Origin of the sequence: Bradyrhizobium jicamae, from assembly GCF_018130215.1 — a bacterium.
Classification (GTDB): domain Bacteria; phylum Pseudomonadota; class Alphaproteobacteria; order Rhizobiales; family Xanthobacteraceae; genus Bradyrhizobium; species Bradyrhizobium jicamae_A.
The window spans coordinates 207,195-221,535 of sequence record NZ_JAFCKQ010000006.1; the positions used below are offsets into that span (position 1 = coordinate 207,195).

Annotated in this window: 13 protein-coding genes; 7 read left to right on the plus strand and 6 right to left on the minus strand. The window is 65.1% G+C overall.

The window, feature by feature from the left end; genetic code table 11:
- The first annotated feature begins 5 nt into the window (after positions 1-5).
- The 6 genes from JQ586_RS10820 to JQ586_RS10845 all read left to right on the plus strand — a co-directional run bounded on the left by JQ586_RS10820 (position 6) and on the right by JQ586_RS10845 (position 6,145).
- Positions 6-956 (plus strand): ABC transporter permease, encoded by a 951-nt coding sequence (locus JQ586_RS10820; protein WP_212394517.1) that lies wholly within the window; start codon positions 6-8, stop codon positions 954-956.
- Entirely contained in the window at positions 943-1,815 is an 873-nt protein-coding gene (locus JQ586_RS10825) for an ABC transporter permease (protein WP_212394518.1), read from the plus strand. Before JQ586_RS10820 ends, JQ586_RS10825 begins: the two co-directional genes overlap by 14 nt.
- The gene (locus tag JQ586_RS10830) at positions 1,812-2,804 is read left to right on the plus strand and encodes an ABC transporter ATP-binding protein (protein ID WP_212394519.1); all 993 of its coding nucleotides are present in this window, start codon (positions 1,812-1,814) and stop codon (positions 2,802-2,804) included. Before JQ586_RS10825 ends, JQ586_RS10830 begins: the two co-directional genes overlap by 4 nt.
- Positions 2,801-3,769: an ABC transporter ATP-binding protein gene (locus tag JQ586_RS10835; RefSeq protein ID WP_212394520.1), complete on the plus strand. Its 969-nt coding sequence runs from the start codon at positions 2,801-2,803 to the stop codon at positions 3,767-3,769. The genes JQ586_RS10830 and JQ586_RS10835 overlap by 4 nt, the downstream gene beginning before the upstream one ends.
- A gap of 114 nt (positions 3,770-3,883) precedes the next feature.
- Entirely contained in the window at positions 3,884-4,954 is a 1,071-nt protein-coding gene (locus JQ586_RS10840) for an alcohol dehydrogenase (RefSeq protein WP_212394521.1), read from the plus strand.
- A gap of 108 nt (positions 4,955-5,062) precedes the next feature.
- Positions 5,063-6,145 carry an isocitrate/isopropylmalate dehydrogenase family protein gene (locus JQ586_RS10845; protein WP_212394522.1) on the plus strand — a complete coding sequence of 361 codons (1,083 nt, stop codon included), beginning with the start codon at positions 5,063-5,065 and terminating at the stop codon, positions 6,143-6,145.
- A 47-nt stretch (positions 6,146-6,192) separates the two neighbouring features.
- On the opposite strand, the gene JQ586_RS10850 is transcribed toward JQ586_RS10845, so the two are convergent.
- The 3 genes from JQ586_RS10850 to JQ586_RS10860 all read right to left on the minus strand — a co-directional run bounded on the left by JQ586_RS10850 (position 6,193) and on the right by JQ586_RS10860 (position 8,841).
- Positions 6,193-6,519, minus strand: a complete 327-nt coding sequence (locus JQ586_RS10850; RefSeq protein ID WP_212394523.1) for a hypothetical protein — start codon at positions 6,517-6,519, stop codon at positions 6,193-6,195.
- A 175-nt stretch (positions 6,520-6,694) separates the two neighbouring features.
- Positions 6,695-8,053: a murein L,D-transpeptidase gene (locus tag JQ586_RS10855; protein ID WP_212394524.1), complete on the minus strand. Its 1,359-nt coding sequence runs from the start codon at positions 8,051-8,053 to the stop codon at positions 6,695-6,697.
- A gap of 392 nt (positions 8,054-8,445) precedes the next feature.
- Entirely contained in the window at positions 8,446-8,841 is a 396-nt protein-coding gene (locus JQ586_RS10860) for a helix-turn-helix domain-containing protein (protein ID WP_212394525.1), read from the minus strand.
- A gap of 603 nt (positions 8,842-9,444) precedes the next feature.
- On the opposite strand from JQ586_RS10860, the gene JQ586_RS10865 reads away from it, so the two are divergent.
- Positions 9,445-9,696, plus strand: a complete 252-nt coding sequence (locus JQ586_RS10865) for a hypothetical protein (protein ID WP_212394526.1) — start codon at positions 9,445-9,447, stop codon at positions 9,694-9,696.
- Between the two features lie 188 nt (positions 9,697-9,884).
- Here the strand turns inward: JQ586_RS10865 and JQ586_RS10870 are convergent, their stop codons facing one another.
- The 3 genes from JQ586_RS10870 to JQ586_RS10880 form a co-directional block, all read right to left on the minus strand.
- Entirely contained in the window at positions 9,885-11,204 is a 1,320-nt protein-coding gene (locus tag JQ586_RS10870; protein ID WP_212394527.1) for a dicarboxylate/amino acid:cation symporter, read from the minus strand.
- A gap of 159 nt (positions 11,205-11,363) precedes the next feature.
- Positions 11,364-12,821 carry a sensor histidine kinase gene (locus JQ586_RS10875; protein ID WP_249147475.1) on the minus strand — a complete coding sequence of 486 codons (1,458 nt, stop codon included), beginning with the start codon at positions 12,819-12,821 and terminating at the stop codon, positions 11,364-11,366.
- Positions 12,822-12,991: 170 nt separating this feature from the next.
- Positions 12,992-14,266 (minus strand): serine hydrolase, encoded by a 1,275-nt coding sequence (locus tag JQ586_RS10880; RefSeq protein WP_212394529.1) that lies wholly within the window; start codon positions 14,264-14,266, stop codon positions 12,992-12,994.
- Between the last annotated feature and the right edge of the window lie 75 nt (positions 14,267-14,341).

The window sequence follows — 14,341 nt, forward strand, 5'->3', positions numbered from 1 at the left end:
GTTTCATGCTGTTCTTCGTCGCGCGAAAGCTCCTGTACATCGTACCGGTGCTGATCGCGGTCTCGATCCTGACCTTCGTGATCGCGTCCCTGTTGCCTGGTGATCTCGCCTACGTGATCCTCGGCGACCAGGCGACGCCCGAGAAGGTCGCGGCACTTCGTCATGACATGGGGCTCGATGAGCCGATCTGGCTGCGCTACTTCGGCTGGCTCTGGCACATCCTGCAGGGCGATTTCGGACGGTCCTTCCGCACCGGGCAGACCGTGCTGGACGCCGTCAGCGAACGCATCCCGGTCTCGTTCGAACTGATGATGCTTGCCGAGCTGATCGGGCTCGCGATCGGCGTGCCGCTCGCGATCGCCTGCGCGGCGAAGGCCGGAAGCGCCTTCGATCGCTTCGTGACCAGCTCGGCCTTCGGCATGCTGTCGGTGCCGACCTTCCTGTCCGCGATCCTGCTGATCTACCTGTTCGCGGTCGAGCTGCACTGGCTGCCTGCGACCGGCTATGTGCCGATCGCCGAGGATCCGATCGCCAACCTTCGCTTCATGGTGTTGCCGGCGCTGACGCTGGCGCTGGCGGAATGGCCGGGCATCATGCGGGTGCTGCGCTCCGACATGATCGCGGCCCTGCAGGAGGACTACATCGCGCTCGCCAAGGCCAAGGGCCTGAAGCCATCGCGCATCCTGTTCGTGCATGCGTTGAAACCATCGTCGCTGACGCTCGTCACCATCACCGGAATCAATATCGGCCGCCTGATCGGTGGCGCGGTCATCGTCGAGACGATCTTCGCGCTGCCGGGGATCGGCCGTCTCCTGGTCGGCGCGATCTACACCCGCGATCTCATCATCCTGCAGGGCGTGGTGCTGCTGGTTGCCGCGGGATTCGTGATCATGAATTTCATCGTCGACATGCTCTACGCCGTCCTCGACCCAAGGATCCGCCATGGCCACGCTTGAGCTCAACCTCGCGGAAGAGGCCGGCTCGGCACCGGTGCGGCGTGCAGGCCGGCTGGGCGTGCTGTTCTGGATCGCGATCGGCTGGATGGCGCTGGTGTTCGCGGTCGCCATCTTCGCCGACCTGCTGCCTCTGCCGTCTCCGACCGACATGGACATGCTGGAGCGGCGCGGACCGATCTCTGTCGAGCATTGGCTCGGCACCGACGGCCTCGGCCGCGACGAACTGGCGCGGCTGATCTACGGTGCGCGGATCTCGCTGATCGTCGGCCTCTGCGGCCCGGTGATCGGCGTCGTCGTCGGCGGCGCGCTCGGCATGCTGGCGGGCTATTTCCGCGGCCGATTCGAGTCGCTGGTGGTCGGCAGCATGGACGTGCTGCTGGCATTCCCGCCGCTGATCCTGGCGCTGGCGGTGACTGCCTATCTCGGCCAGTCGATCTTCAACCTGACCTGCATCCTCGGCGTGCTCGGCATTCCCGCCTTCATGCGGGTGGCGCGCGCCGCAACGCTGTCGCTGGCGCGGCGCGAATTCGTCATCGCCGCACAGGCGCTCGGCGCAACCCACACGCGCATCCTGCTGCGCGAGCTGCTGCCGAATGTGCTGCTGCCGCTGCTCGCCTTCTTCCTGCTCGGCGTCGCTGTCACCATCGTGGCGGAGGGCGCGCTGTCCTTCCTCGGCCTCGGCGTGCCGCCGCCGATCTCGAGCTGGGGCAGCATGATCGGGGAGGGACGCGAGAGCCTCGACGTCGCTCCGCGCCTTGCCTTCCTCCCGGCGGCCGCGATGTTCCTGACCGTGCTCGCCTTCAACCTCGTGGGCGACACCATCCGCGCGCTGACCGATCCCAGGCAGGGTGCGCTGTGAGCGGCGTCCTGCTTTCGGTGGAAGATGCGCTGGTCGAGCTGCCGACCCCGCGGGGCAATCTGCGTGCCGTCGACCATGTCGATCTGACCGTCGATGCCGGCCGCACGCTCGGCATCGTCGGCGAATCCGGCTGCGGCAAGACGATGCTGTCGCGGGCTATCCTGCAGCTGTTGCCGAAAAAGGCCCGGCTGTCCGGACGGGTGATGTTCGACGGACAGGATCTCACAAGGCTGTCGCCGGAGAAATTGCGCAAGCTGCGCGGTCGCTCGCTTGCGGTCGTGTTCCAGGACCCGATGACCTCGCTCAATCCGGTGCTGACCATCGGCACGCAGCTGATCGAGACCATCCAGGAGCATCTCGCGCTCGATCTGGCGGAAGCCAGGAAGCGCAGCGTCGAACTGCTGGCGGCAGTCGGCATTCCGGCGCCCGAGCAGCGGCTCGCGCAATATCCGCACCAGCTTTCCGGCGGCATGCGCCAACGCGTGGCGATCGCAGTGGCGCTGTCCTGCGAGCCGAAGCTCCTGATCGCGGACGAGCCGACCACCGCACTCGACGTCACGATCCAGGCCCAGATCCTCGATCTCCTGGCGCGAGAGCAGCGCCGCCGCCACATGGCGATGATCATCATCACGCATGATCTCGGCGTGGTGGCCGGCCGCACCGACGAGGTCGCGGTGATGTACGCCGGACGCGTGGTCGAGCGCGCCCCGACGCCGGCGTTGTTCAAGCAGATGCGGATGCCCTATACCGAGGCGCTGCTCGCCGCGCTGCCCAAGCTCGACGCCGCGCCGCATACGCCGCTGCCGGCAATCTCCGGGCGGCCGCCCGATCCGACCCGGCCGCTCAAGGGCTGCTCATTCGCGCCGCGCTGCCGCTATGCGGCCGGCCGCTGCAACACTGACAAACCGGTCCTGAGCAGGGCGGAGACGGCGGAGCATCTGTACGCCTGCTTCCATCCGATCGAGACGACCGCGAGCGGGAGGGCATGATGTTGCTGCCATCTCCCGATCCGCTGCTGAAGGTCGACAACCTCGTGGTCGAGTATTCAGTCGGCGGCAAGACCGTTCATGCGGTTTCCGGCGTGAGCCTCGAGGTCGAGCGAGGCGAGACCTTGGGTCTGGTCGGCGAATCCGGCTGCGGAAAGTCCACGCTCGGCCGCGCCGTGCTGCAATTGCGCCGGGCGGAGTCTGGCAAGGTGCTGTTCGACGGCCACGACCTCACGGCCATGCAAGGCGAAGCGCTGCGCAGGATGCGCCAGCGCGTGCAACTGATCTTCCAGGACCCGATCGCCTCGCTCAATCCGCGGCGGCGGATCGGCGATATCGTCGCCGAGCCGCTGGTGATCGCCGGCGTCAAGGATCCCGCCGAGCGCAGGCAGCGCGTTCACGACGTGCTGTCGGCGGTCGGCCTCGACCCGACGCTGGTGGCCGGCCGCCTGCCGCATGAATTCTCCGGCGGGCAGTGCCAGCGCGTCTGCATTGCGCGCGCGCTGGTGCTCAATCCCGAGTTCGTCGTCTGTGATGAGCCGGTGTCCGCGCTCGACGTGTCGATCCGTGCGCAAATTCTCAACCTGCTGGAGGAGATGAAAACGCGCTACGGCCTGACGCTGTTGTTCATCGCCCATGATCTTGCGGTGGTGAAGGCGGTGAGCGACCGTGTCGCCGTGATGTATCTCGGCCGGCTCTGCGAGGTCGGCCCGTCCGAGCAGCTGTTTGCGAGACCGGCGCATCCCTATACCGCGCTCCTGATCGAGGCGATCCCGGTGCCCGATCCCGACATGAAGCCGACCGAGAGCGTGCCGACGGGCGAGCCGCCGTCACCGATCGCGCCGCCTTCGGGCTGCCGCTTCCGCACCCGCTGCCCACGGGCGGATACGCGCTGCGCCAGCGAGGTGCCGGAGCTGCATCCGCTCGCACCCGGCCAGCTCGTGGCGTGCCATCATCCGCTGATCTGAATACCGGAGCGAATTGCATGGCCGTTCACTCGAAACGGCCATCATGAGTGTTTGTCCCGGGCGGGCGGGCGTGGCAAGGTCGGCCGCAAGAACAAGGCTTTCGGGAGAACAGCGATGAAGAGTTTCCAGGTTGTCGATTTCAACGCACCGCTGAAGGAAGTCGATCATCCGACGCCGCAGCCGTCCGGCACCCAGGTGCTGATCAGGGTCAAGGCCGCCGGCGTCTGTCACAGCGACCTGCACATCTGGGAGGGCGGCTACGATCTCGGTCATGGCCGCAAGCCGCTGTCGCTGAAGGACCGCGGCGTGTCGCTGCCACGCACGATGGGGCACGAGACGGTCGGCGAGGTGGTGGCGTTCGGGCCCGACGTGACGGAGGCCGACAAGGCCGGTCTCAAGGCCGGCGACGTTGCGCTGGCCTATCCTTGGCTCGGCTGCGGCAAATGCCCGACCTGTCTTGCCGGCGACGAGAACATGTGCGCGATCAAGCCGAATGCACTCGGCGTCTACTGCGACGGCGGCTACGCCGATCACATGACGGTGCCGCATCCGAAGTACCTGCTGAACCTGAAAGGGCTCGATCCGGTCACCGCGGCGCCGTACGCCTGCTCCGGTGTCACCACCTACAGTGCGCTGAAGAAGGTCGAGAAGGATTTTGCCACCCCGATCGTGATCTTCGGCGCCGGCGGCCTCGGCCTGATGGCGCTGTCGCTCTTGAAAGCGATGGGCGGCAAGGGCGCCATCGTCGTCGATATCGACGCCAGGAAGCGCGAAGCCGCTGAAGCCGCCGGTGCGCTCGCGACCGTCGATGGCAAGGCGCCGGATGCGCTGGAGCAGCTGATGAAGAAGGCCGGCCAGCCGATCCGCGCCGCGATCGATCTCGTCGGCAATGCGCAGACCTCGCAGCTCGGCTTCGACTGCCTGACCAAGGGCGGCAAGCTCGTGATCGTCGGCCTGTTCGGCGGCGGCGCAACCTGGGCGCTGCCGCTGATCCCGATCAAGGCCGTCACCATCCAGGGCAGCTATGTCGGCAATCTGCGCGAGACGCAGGAGCTGCTCGATCTCGTGCGCGAAAAGAAGATTCCGGCAATTCCGGTCACTCCGATGCCTCTGGCCAAGGCGAACGAGGCGCTGGTCAATTTGCAGAAGGGCCAGCTCGTCGGGCGCGCCGTGCTGACGCCGTAACCTATGTTTTTGTCATTCCGGGGCGCGAAGCGAACCCGGAATCTCGAGATTCCGGGTTCGATGCCAGCGCATCGACCCGGAATGACTTTTTGACATTCGGAGATCCCCATGTCCGCCAACAACGCCCTTCACATCGCCGTCCTCGGCGGCGACGGCATCGGCCCCGAGGTGATGGCGCCGGCGCTCGAAGTGCTGCGCAGGATCGAGGCGACGACCGATCTCAGATTCCGCTTCACCGAGGCGCCGGCCGGCGCGGGCCATTACAAGGAAACCGGCAAGTCGATGCCGGAGAGCACGATCCGGCTGTGCGAGGAAGCCGACGCGATCCTGCTCGGCGCCTGCGGCCTGCCGTCGGTGCGCTACCCCGACAACACCGAAATCGCGCCGCAGATCGAATTGCGCATGATTTTCGATCTCTATGCCGGCGTCCGTCCGGCGCGGCTGATTCCCGGCGTGCCGAGCTCCATTGTCGGCGCCGACCAGAAGGGCATCGACCTCGTCGTCATCAGGGAATCCACCGAGGGCCTGTTCGCTTCGATGGGCAAGGGCGTCGTCACCGACAGCGAGGCGCGCGAGACCATGGTGATCACGCGGCACACCTCGGAGCGCTTGTTCGAATTCTCGTTCCGGCTCGCCGAACGCCGCAAGGCGCGCGGCCGCGCGGGCGGCGGGCTGACCTGCGTCGACAAGGCCAACGTGTTCAAGGCCTTTGCGTTCTTCCGTGCGATCTTCGACGAGACGGCAACGCGCCATTCCGGCGTCAAGGCCGATCACCTCTATATCGACGCCGCCGCGGCTGCGCTGGTGAAGCGCCCGTGGGACTTCGACGTCATGGTGACCGAGAACATGTTCGGCGACATCCTGTCCGACCTCACCGCCGGCCTGATCGGCGGCATGGGGATGGCGCCGTCGGCCGACATCGGCGACCGCTATGCGGTGTTCCAGCCATGCCACGGCACCGCGCCCGACATCATGGGGCAGGGCAAGGCGAATCCGACCGCGATGATACTCTCGACCGCAATGATGCTGGACTGGCTCGCCGACAAGCACGGCCTGGACAGTGCCACCGAGGCCGGTCAACGCATCGAGCGCGCGGTGGACAAGGTCTATGCCGATGGCATCAAGCCGTTCGAGTTCGGCGGCAGCAACGGCACCGCCGATGTCACCAGGGCGGTGCTGGCGGCGCTGTAGCGAGATGAGGGGGCCGAAGCCCCCTCGCTGATCGCCATGATCGTCCTTCAGCGGTGGTGTCCACCATGATGCCCGCCACCATGATGTCCGCCATGATGGTGCGGCCCCTGATAGTAATGGCGCTGCTGGTAGTGTGGACGGTGATGCCAGCCATGATGACGCGGTCCGTAGTAGCCATACGCGCCGTACGCGCCCGGACGCCAGCGGCAATTGCCGAAGGGATCGCAGACGTAGCGCACCTGCGCGATATCGGACGTGTCGCCCGTGACGTGTCCGGCCAGCGGCAGACCGTTCGGCATCGCCGCGGCGGCGCCGGACATCACCGCTGCGCCTCCCAAGGCGGCCAGTCCGATAAGGGCAAGCTTGATATTCATCGAGTTCTCCTGGTTGAAGTCTGAAAACGTCCAAGCAGTCGCGTGGTTGCTGCGACAAAAAGACGGGCCCGTGCACGTGGCGTGACGGACCCCGGTTCAACGCAGGAAATGCGGAGTTCTGAAGATCGCTTCTGGCGACAATTGGCCGCGCGACAGAATGGCGAAGCGATCGCGTCTACTGCCCGAGATGCGCGGTCAGCGGATGTTCGGCGGCCTTGTTGAAGAAGGCGGCTTCCTCGGCGGTGGCTTCCAGCAGCTGCTGGTCCTGGTCGTAGATGTCGTTGCGAAACTGGATGGTCTGGTCACGCGTCATCCATGCCGTGAGATAGACCCAGGCGACCGGCACCTTCTTCAGCATCCGGATGTCCTGACGCTGCCCGGTTGCGATCGCAGCGTCGATCGCGGTGCGAGTCCATTGCGGCTGGTCCTTGAGCAGCCAGGCGGCGAGGTCGCGGACGTTGTCGACACGCGAGCAACCATGCGAGTCGAAGCGATAGTCGTCGCTGAACAGGCTGCGCTGGTTGGTGTCGTGCATGTAGACCGAATAGGAGTTCGGCATCTCGATCTTGACCGCTCCGAGCGCGTTCCACGTGCCGCTCTGCTGCCGCACCGTGACATCAGGCGCGTGGTCACGCGACCAGTCGACCGAATGCGGATCGATCGGGTTATCGTGGGAGTCGAGCACATCCATGTGCATGCGCGACAGGTAGGTCGGATCCTTGCGCATGTGCGCCGTGATCTCCGTCCTGGTGATCGACGACGGCACCGTCCAGGTCGGGTTGACAATGACGTCGGTGATCTCGGACGTCAGCGTCGGCGAAGGCTTCTCGGTCTTGCCGACGATCACACGATAGCGCCGCACCACCTTGTCGTCCTCGACAGCCTCGGCGAAGGTTGCGGGAATGTTGACGATCACGTAGCGCTGCCCGAACTGGAAATCCATCTGGGCCAACCGCTCCAGCGAGGCCTCGAGCTGCTTGATGCGCTTCTGGACGGGAACGTTGAGCGCCGCCAGCGTGCGCGGCGTCACCGTGCCGGTGGCCGCGAGGCCGTGCCTGGTCTGGAAGCGCTTCACGGCCTCGGCCAGCGCCTCGTCATAGGCCCCGGTGGCGAGGGAGGCAGCGAGGTCGCCGGTGATGATCAGGCGCTTGCGCAGGAGCTCGTCATTGCTGCCCTGGAGGCCCAACGCGAATTTCGCGTCCGCCGGGATCGTCGGCCAACCGCCGCGCACGGCCAGATCGGCATAGCTCTGCGCCGCCTCGCGAATGCGCTGTGCGGTGCCCTGGTCGTAGGTCGGTTCGTGCGACAGGGCGAGGGCCGCGGCCGACCGCGATTCCGGCGTGGAGGCGGGTGCGGCCGTGGAGGCGGGTGTGGCAGGCTTTGCCAGAGACGGCGCTGCGGCTCCAGGGGCCGGTGCAGGCGAAGTGTGATGGGGCAGAGGCGCCGCGGCCGGGCCGGATGCGCCCGTGCTTTGGCCGAACGCAGGTGCTGCCGCGAGCAATGCGGCCATGGCAACGAGTGTCGCTCTTTGCATTTTGCGTTTCCCCGCAGGGCGCGTGCAGCGCAGGTGTTGGATTTGGATGCATGGCCTGTCGGCCGGGACGGAATGGCGACGTGAAGGTCTAGCCGAAGAGCGTTGCGTGGAGATTAAGTTCCGGTTGCTGCGCACGACCCGGCCGCAACGCGCATGCGTCGCCGGTGCCCGATCGGACCCTTTGGATATGTCGCGGTAACGGGCGTTTTGGTTCGCAACTACTCTAAACAGCCAAACGCCACAAAGAAAAAGCGCCGCCATCTGCGATGGCAGCGCTTGATATCCTTGCGGTCCGGACCGGTGCACCGCATGTCACGGTGCCCGTTGCCGGTCGATCCGCCCAATACCGGTCAGTCGCGTTCGCGGTGCCGCGATCCGACGCGTGGCGCCGCTCAGTCTTCGTTGGCGGCGATCGACTCCATCAGCGAGACCAGCTGACGCTGAACGGTCTGATCCTTGATCTTGGCGTAGGCGCGCAGCAACCGCAGGCTGAACGCGCTGTCGAGGAACAGCAGGCTCTCGACCTCGCGGGCCTTGTTGTCACCGTCGTAGAAGAAGGTGACCGGCACGTCGAGCGCGGTTGCGATCTGCTGAAGGCGGGCGGCGCCGACCCGGTTGACACCCTTCTCGTACTTCTGAACCTGCTGGAAGCTGACGCCGAGCTTGTCGCCGAGTTCGGCCTGGGAGATCTTCTGCTCCACGCGCCGCAGCCGAATGCGCTTGCCCAATTCGATGTCCGGCTTGCCGGCACTGCGCTGCTTCATCTTCTTTGCTGCTGATCTGTTCATTCTGGTGACCGTCCTTCAATCAGGAATCCCTGGCCCGGATAGGTCAGGGATTCGCCCATGATGTACCGCGTTAAGTTCATGTGGACCGTAAGTTCATCGCGAGAACTACGAAAATCCAAGAAGATCGCGGGATGATATCCAAGCGCATTGTGCGCAGCGGAAGCATCCTGATACCGACGTGCCCGACTACCTAAAGTCGATCGCGCCAAGGTGTCTCTCGGCACCCCGCCTTCCACATTTGGCAAAATATTGACCGAACCACAACTACGGCGAGTTTGATCGCCACAGATTTTGCGCACATGCTTACCGGCAGCAACGCGATCCCGTATTTCTACGGGCGCAAAACCATCTTACGGGCATCTAAATTTGGATGCAACCCCTGCTAGTGTGGCTGAAATCGAGGGGGCCGCCCGGGCGGGTGGGACTCCGCAAAAGCTTGGCGTAAGTACAACTCAGGCTTTCCGAATGTTGCTGGACAATTGCCTGAAAGTTCTTGAACATGCGCGCGCCTGAACAACGGCCGGCGCGTTCTGGCAGGAGGGGCCAATGAAGCGAAAGAGGGGAATGCCTCGACTCTACCTCGCTGCTTCGGGAGTGGAAGATATGCCTGTCGCGAGTACGGAAGAACGGCTGCTGTCGCTACTTGCGACCCTCGAGGAATGTCAGGCGATCGTGCTCGACCGGGCCAACGACGAAACTGCGCGACTGCTGTCACTCGCAATCCTCGAGCTTCGCATGGAGCTCCACAAGGTAACCGATTCCGAACTGAAGGCCTTGTGCGACATGATGGCGTCGGCCGAGCCGGCACCGGAGCCGGTCAGGCGGTTGCCGCCCTATCTGCGGCTCATCAAGTAGACGCTCCCCGCCAGACATCGGCGCGATGATGTCTGAAATCGTCATCGCGATTTGGCTCGTTGTTCGAGCGTGATCTCCGCGCGAACGCATTCCGCGCTTGCGCGAGGGAGAAGCTCCACAGAAATGCTCGATCGTCGAGGCGCGTTGTCTTGTACGACTGACACGCCCCGCCTTGCCCGAGCAGGGGCTCAGCCTGCGGTCACATCCACCGCTTCGGCGCCGTCGAGCACGCGCCTTGCCTTGTCACGGTCCAGATCGCCCTCCCAGGCCGCGACCACGACGGTGGCGACGCAGTTGCCGATCAGGTTGCCGACCGCGCGCGCCATGCCGATGAACCAGTCGACCGAAAGCACCAGCACGAGGCCGATCGCGGGAATGCTCGGCACCGCATTGAGCGTCGCTGCCAGGATGACGATCGCCGAGCCGGGCACGCCATGCGCGCCTTTCGAGGTGATCAGGGATACGCCGAGCACCAGCAGCAGGTCGCCGAACGACAACGGCGTGTTGGTCGCCTGCGCGATGAACACGACCGCCAGCGTCAGATAGATCGAGAAGGCGTCGAGGTTGAACGAATAGCCGGTCGGAATCACGAGGCCCACGACGGACTTCTTGACGCCGAGGGCTTCGAGCTTGCGCATGATCTGCGGCAGCACGGCGTCGGATGAGGCGGTCGCAAGCACAATCGTCAATTCCTCGCGCAGGTAGCCGAGGAATTTGAGGATGTTGATACCGGCCAGCGACATCACCAGGCCGAGCACGCCGAGCACGAAGATCGCGACCGAGAGATAGAACAGCGCGACCAGCGACAGCAGTTGCTTCAGCGAGCCGACGCCGTATTTGCCGACGGTGTAGGCGACCGCGCCGAGCACGCCGATCGGGGCGACGCGCACGATCAGGCCCATCGCGCGGAACAGCACGGTCGAGACCGCGTCGATGAAGGAGGTGATCTTCTCGCCCTTCTCGCCGCCGACCAGCGCCAGGCTGGTGCCGAAGATGATGGCGAAGAACAGCACCTGCAGCACGTCGTTGCGCGACAGCGCGTCGAACGAGGTGGTCGGGATGATGTTGAGCAGGAAGCTGCCGATGCCTTCGCCCTTCAGCTTCTGCGCATTGCCGGCGTAACTGGAGAGTGCCTTGGCATCGAGCGTCGAGGTGTCGATGTTCATGCCGTGGCCGGGCCCGAACAGGTAGGCGAGCAACAGGCCGACCACGAGCGCGACCGTCGTCATCACCTCGAAATAGACCAGCGCCTTGACGCCGACGCGCCCGACCTTCTTGAGGTCGCCGGCGCCGGCGATGCCGTGCACCACCACGCAGAACACGATCGGCGCGACGATCATCGAGATCAGCTTCAGGAAGGCGTCGCTGAAAATCTTCAGCCCGATCGCGAAATCCGGCGCGGCGACGCCGATCACGATGCCGAGCAGCAGCGCGATCAGCACCTGAACGAACAGCGACGTGTAAAGCGGCTTGCGTGTCTCGGTTGCAACCGCTGCGATGGTCGACATGATTTCCCCCTGATTGGTCGGCCCGAACCGGCGTTATCGTAGCAACTTGCGTGCCAGAATGTCGCATGGTCTCTCACGCCGTCCACCGGTCGCGCGGATCTGTGACGCCGGTGCGGGGCCCTGCCAAGCCATTCCAGTTGCGGCGGAATTCCGCTCGCCTCAGCCGTCGCTTTCGAGCGCACAGGTCAGCGTGCAGACGACGCCGTAGGGCAGGAAATCGACCGTGGCCGCGCCGCCGAGCTGGTCGCGGGCGCTGCGCTCGATCAGGCGCGAGCCGAAGCCGCGCTGGACCGGCGCCGTGACCTGCGGCCCTCCGGCCTCGGTCCAGATCATCTTCAGCATCCGGCCCGAGGTCTCGTCGCGGACCTCCCAGTCCAGCGTCACCGTGCCGGTCTCGTTCGACAGTGCGCCATATTTGGCCGCGTTGGTCGCGATCTCGTGCAGGATCATCGACAGCACGACGGCAAGCCGCGGCGACAGCGGCACGCGCGGGCCGAACATCCTGACCCGCTCGGGATTGTTCATGAGATACGGCCGCAGCACGCGGCCGACCACATCCTGGAAATCGGAACCCTGCCATTTGTCCGTGCTGAGCAGGTTGTGCGCCTCGGCGAGCGCGCCGAGCCGCCCCTCGAATTTCTCGCGTTCGGCGCGGCTGGCGTTGCGGAAGGTCTGCGTGGCGATCGATTGCAGCAGCGCGAGCGTGTTCTTGACACGGTGGTTGAGCTCCTCGATCAGGAGATCGTGCAGCATTTCGCCGCGCGCGATCGTCGTCGCCATCCGGACCGCGAAGGCGAGGCCGATCAGGAGCAGCACCCCGCCGATCGCGCTGGTGATCGCAAGCGTACGCCAGAGCGGCGCCACCAGCGAGCCTTCGGCGATTCCAGCGGCGACCGTCCAGCCGGTGACGCGCGAGCGCGTGAAGCTCGTGATCAGCGGGACGCCCTCGAGCGACACGGTCGGCAGCGTGGCCTCGTCACGGCGGAACATCTCGGCATAGAGCGACGGCGCCGCCCGCTTGCCGATTGTATCCTGCGGATTTGGGACACGCGCCAGGTTGACGCCGTCGCCGTCGAAGATGGAGATGGTCCAGTCCTGGTTCAGCCGCTGCTTCTCGATGATGGCCTGGAACATCTCGATCGGCGGGCTGAACGAGATGTCGTAAATCGCCTCGCCGTTGCGTGTGACCGGCACTTCGACGGTGATGATCAGGCTCTTCTTCACCGCTCCCATGAACAGGTTCGAGTACACCGGTTGCCTGGTCGCAAACACCTTCTCGACGATCTCGAGGTTGTTGCGCGGCGGCAGGCTCGCGGTCTCCGGCGCGATCGAGGAGAACAGCTGGCGTCCCTCGCGATCCGCCACAAGCACCACGCCGTCCTTGCCATACTGGTCGAGGAAGCCGCGTGCGATGCGGCGGAAGTTGTCGAAGTCGCCGTTGCGCAGCGAGTTGGTCAGCGCCAGCACCTGCAGGCCGCCGGTCATGCGCTGCAACTCGGCGTCGAGCACGAGACGGACGTTGCGCGTGGTCTCGAGCACGCGCAGGGTTGCAGCCTTGCGGTCCTGCCCGTAATTGTGGAAGACGATGCCGACAGCGAAAACGATCAGCGGCAACATCGTCCCCGCGACCAGCAGCGCGAGACGGACTGGCAGTGTCAGTTTTGGCACGAAGGCCCCGGGTCAACGCCCATTCGTTGCAAGCTTGGGAGAGGCGGGAAAATCCGCCACGCAAATTGCTGTTGGAGAACGTTCCGCGGCGCGCGCGTGCGCCGCGGAATTGCGTTGCGTCAGAGATTGCTTTCGCTGATCGCCGCGTAGACCATCGTGCGCAGCTCGCGCCGCAACGGATAGGCGCTCGACGGCAGCACCTGGGTCATGAAGATCGTGATCAGCTCCTCGGCTGGATCGATGAAGAACGACGTCGTCGCCGCGCCGCCCCAGTTGAACTCGCCCGGGCTGCCGGCGATCATCGTCTGCGATGGGTGCATCGTGACGGCGAAGCCGAGCCCGAAACCGATGCCGTTGTAGGTCGCCTCACTGAACATCGAGCGCGACATCGCCGGCAGGTCGACGCCGCCGGGCAGGTGGTTCGAGGTCATCAGCTTCAGCGTTTTCGGTCCGAGCAGGCGGACACCGCCGAGCTCGCCGCCGTTGAGCAGCGCCCGGCAGAAGGTGAGGTAGTCGGCCGCAGTGGAGCACAGCCCGCCGCCGCCCGAGATCAGCGAGGGTGGCGACAGGAACGAGCTCGTCGTCGGATCGTCCTGCAAGGTCAGCGTGCCCTTGCGGTCGGCGGCGAGCGGATTGAAGCCGCCCTGCGGATCGGCCGAATAGCAGGCGGCGAAGCGATGCACCTTGTCTGGCGGCACGAAGAAGCCGGTGTCGTTCATGCCGAGCGGCGTGAAGATGCGCTCTTTCAGAAACTGCTCGAACGGCATGCCCGAGATCTTGCCGACGAGGTAGCCGAGCACGTCGGTCGAGACCGAGTAATTCCAGGCCTCTCCCGGCGAGAACTCGAGCGGGATCTTGGCCAGATCCTCGATCATGCTGTCCAGCGTGCCGGCCTTGATGACTTCGCCGATCTTCTTTTCGCGATAGGCAGCATCGACATTGGAGCGTTGCTGAAAGCCGTAAGTGAGGCCCGAGGTGTGCCGCAACAGGTCGACGATCAGCATCGGCCGGGTCGGTGGCCTGGTCAGGAAGGCCGGCGCGGTGCCGGCGGCGAACACGCCGAGATTCTTCCATTCCGGAATGTATTTGGCGACCGGCTCGTCGATCGCGACGCGGCCTTCCTCGACCAGCATCATGAAGGCAACCGACGTGATCGGCTTGGTCATCGAATAGATGCGGAAGATGGTGTCGTCCTTGACCGGCACCTTGCGCTCGAGATCGGCAAAGCCCTGCACCGCCGAGTGGACGATCTTGCCGCGGCGATAGATCAGGACCTGCGTCCCGGGAAAGCGGCCGGCGTCGATGTAGCGGGTCTTCAGATGCGCTTCGAGGCGGGCGAGGGCCGCGGTCGACATTCCCGCGGATTCGGGCGAGGCAGGGGTGGGGGCTAACATCGGCTGTTCTCCGGCTGGCGAGGGAGGATTTGATAGCCGAAAAGTGTCCCTGGCACCAACTTTCCGGAGCTTAAC

What these genes read in the sequence shown, in the direction of transcription:
- JQ586_RS10820 (WP_212394517.1), top strand. Translation starts at nt 6, where the DNA reads ATGCTGTTCTTCGTCGCGCGAAAGCTCCTGTACATCGTACCGGTGCTG.
- JQ586_RS10825 (WP_212394518.1), top strand. Translation starts at nt 943, where the DNA reads ATGGCCACGCTTGAGCTCAACCTCGCGGAAGAGGCCGGCTCGGCACCG.
- JQ586_RS10835 (WP_212394520.1), top strand. Translation starts at nt 2,801, where the DNA reads ATGATGTTGCTGCCATCTCCCGATCCGCTGCTGAAGGTCGACAACCTC.
- JQ586_RS10840 (WP_212394521.1), top strand. Translation starts at nt 3,884, where the DNA reads ATGAAGAGTTTCCAGGTTGTCGATTTCAACGCACCGCTGAAGGAAGTC.
- JQ586_RS10845 (WP_212394522.1), top strand. Translation starts at nt 5,063, where the DNA reads ATGTCCGCCAACAACGCCCTTCACATCGCCGTCCTCGGCGGCGACGGC.
- JQ586_RS10850 (WP_212394523.1), bottom strand. Translation starts at nt 6,519, where the DNA reads ATGAATATCAAGCTTGCCCTTATCGGACTGGCCGCCTTGGGAGGCGCA.
- JQ586_RS10855 (WP_212394524.1), bottom strand. Translation starts at nt 8,053, where the DNA reads ATGCAAAGAGCGACACTCGTTGCCATGGCCGCATTGCTCGCGGCAGCA.
- JQ586_RS10860 (WP_212394525.1), bottom strand. Translation starts at nt 8,841, where the DNA reads ATGAACAGATCAGCAGCAAAGAAGATGAAGCAGCGCAGTGCCGGCAAG.
- JQ586_RS10865 (WP_212394526.1), top strand. Translation starts at nt 9,445, where the DNA reads ATGCCTGTCGCGAGTACGGAAGAACGGCTGCTGTCGCTACTTGCGACC.
- JQ586_RS10870 (WP_212394527.1), bottom strand. Translation starts at nt 11,204, where the DNA reads ATGTCGACCATCGCAGCGGTTGCAACCGAGACACGCAAGCCGCTTTAC.
- JQ586_RS10875 (WP_249147475.1), bottom strand. Translation starts at nt 12,821, where the DNA reads ATGTTGCCGCTGATCGTTTTCGCTGTCGGCATCGTCTTCCACAATTAC.
- JQ586_RS10880 (WP_212394529.1), bottom strand. Translation starts at nt 14,266, where the DNA reads ATGTTAGCCCCCACCCCTGCCTCGCCCGAATCCGCGGGAATGTCGACC.